General features: G+C 60.2%; 4 protein-coding genes. 2 read left to right on the top strand and 2 right to left on the bottom strand.

Annotated features, from left to right (window positions below):
- Window positions 1-203 precede the first annotated feature (203 nt).
- Window positions 204-479: a GNAT family N-acetyltransferase gene (locus tag ACYVDE_RS21640; protein WP_460503613.1), complete on the bottom strand. Its 276-nt coding sequence runs from the start codon at window positions 477-479 to the stop codon at window positions 204-206.
- 157 nt (window positions 480-636) lie between these two features.
- Here ACYVDE_RS21640 and ACYVDE_RS21645 point away from each other — a divergent pair, with 157 nt between their 5' ends.
- A complete protein-coding gene (locus ACYVDE_RS21645) occupies window positions 637-1,020 on the top strand; it encodes a hypothetical protein (protein ID WP_460503614.1) in 384 nt (127 codons plus the stop codon).
- Window positions 1,021-1,097: 77 nt separating this feature from the next.
- A complete protein-coding gene (locus ACYVDE_RS21650; protein ID WP_460503615.1) occupies window positions 1,098-1,367 on the top strand; it encodes a hypothetical protein in 270 nt (89 codons plus the stop codon).
- Between the two features lie 206 nt (window positions 1,368-1,573).
- Here ACYVDE_RS21650 and ACYVDE_RS21655 read toward each other — a convergent pair.
- Window positions 1,574-1,786, bottom strand: a 213-nt coding sequence (locus tag ACYVDE_RS21655; RefSeq protein ID WP_460503616.1) for a hypothetical protein, incomplete at its 5' end; no start/stop codon positions are given.

A 1,786-nucleotide genomic window follows, 5' to 3' on the forward strand; every position in this document is an offset into this window, starting at 1 on the left:
CCAGCAAACGGCCCTGCTCGGCGGCGCCGAAACCGCTGGCCTTGACCTGCGGGGCCTGCCCGCCGGCATCTACGCCGTGCGCGTGCAGAGCGCCGAAGCGGAGTACACCGGCCGCGTAGTGGTGCAGTAATTGCCCCGCGTACTTACACAAAAAAAGCCCCGGGCCGATTGGTCTGGGGCTTTTTTTGCACCAATAATCGGCGCTAGGCCAGCATATCGGCGTACTCGGCGTGGTGGCGCTTCACGAAGCCGGCCATGAAGGTGCAGGTGGTTTTCACCTGCAATTTGTGCTCGCGGGCGTAGGCCAGGCCGGCGCGGGCCAGCTCATCGGCCACCCCCTGGCCGCGCAGGGCTTCGTCGACGAAGGTGTGGGTGAAATCGATGAGCGTTTCGGACGGACGGGCGTAGGCCAGTTCGCCGGTATGGCCGTCGCGGCTGATGGTAAATTCCTGGTTTTCGGCGTCGTGCTGAACAGACATGGGCTGGTGCAAAGTGAGGTTAAGTAACTCGGATGGAAAAATATGACGGCCCGCGGGCCGGTGGCCCAACGGTAGCCGCTGGTTTGCGTAAAGGGGAGCACTAGAAAGGCGGGCCCGGCCCGTTTGGTTTTTCACCCTCATCTGCTCCCCCTTCCGCATGGATACGCAAAATCCCACGCCTTCGACCAATTCCGAGAATCAGGCCTCCAACCCCGCCGCCGGCACGCCCGGCTACGGCGAGTTCGGCCAGGCCCCAACCAATGCCAAGCCCGGCCGCAGCGGCGCCAACGATAACCCCGACGAGTTTGCGGAGTTCCGCGACCGCGAGAAAGACGCCCAAAACGCCCCGGATAACCCCCAAGACCAGCCCGGCCACATCGAGCAGAACCAGAACCCGGCCGCCGTGCGCGAAGCCCAGGGCCAGGACGATGAAACCCAGCGCGCCGCCTGGGCGGCCGATGACCCGCGCTACGCCGGCGGCGGCACCCACAACACCCGCGAAGAAGCAGCCGACGCCAACTACCCCGACAACGACAAGTAACTGCAATCGACAGTGAACAGTGAGCAATATGTGCTAATTGTTCACTGTCAACTATTAACTGTTAACTGACATCCCTCATGGCTACGCCCAACAACACCTTCGATAAGGAGCCCTCCGAAGACGGGGCTTCTACGCCCATGCTCGATGCCGCCACCTACGGCCAGCAGCTCGATGACAACAACGCTTCGGGCCAGGAAAAAGCCGACGAAATGGACGACTCGCTGCGCTCCGATACCGAGGAGATGCAGGCGGCCAACGGCCCCGCCCCCGCTTCGGATGAAAACCTGCCCAAGGAGCTGACCGACCCCAGCGACCGCGCTTTCACCCTGCCCGAGGAGCACAGCTAGTCAGCCTTGCAAATTACAAGTAACCGCCCCGTCGGCGGCCATCTGCGAGATGGCCGCCGACGGGGCGGTTCTGTTTCTGGCCCAGTTGAGCAGCACAGACGCAACAAGATAAATTTTTATTAAAAAAGGTAAATAATATGTTTGAATAGTAAATAAAAGATTTATTTTTGTTGATATAATCAATAAAAAACTTGCTTAAGTCACTTTCAATCGGTCCCTTTCCTGATTGGCGTGCCGCCGCGGTTTTGGCTGGTTATTGCTTTTCTCACACACTCTTTTTTCTGCATATGAAAACCTGTACCCTTCTTTTGGGGCGGCCCCGCTGGGGCGGCCGAAGCACACACCCGGCGCGGCAGCGCGGCTTCGCGGCTTTCTTGTTGGGCTTTTGGCTGCTGCTGGCGGCCATGAGCCCGGCAACC

The sequence above is a fragment of the Hymenobacter agri genome (assembly GCF_054778495.1).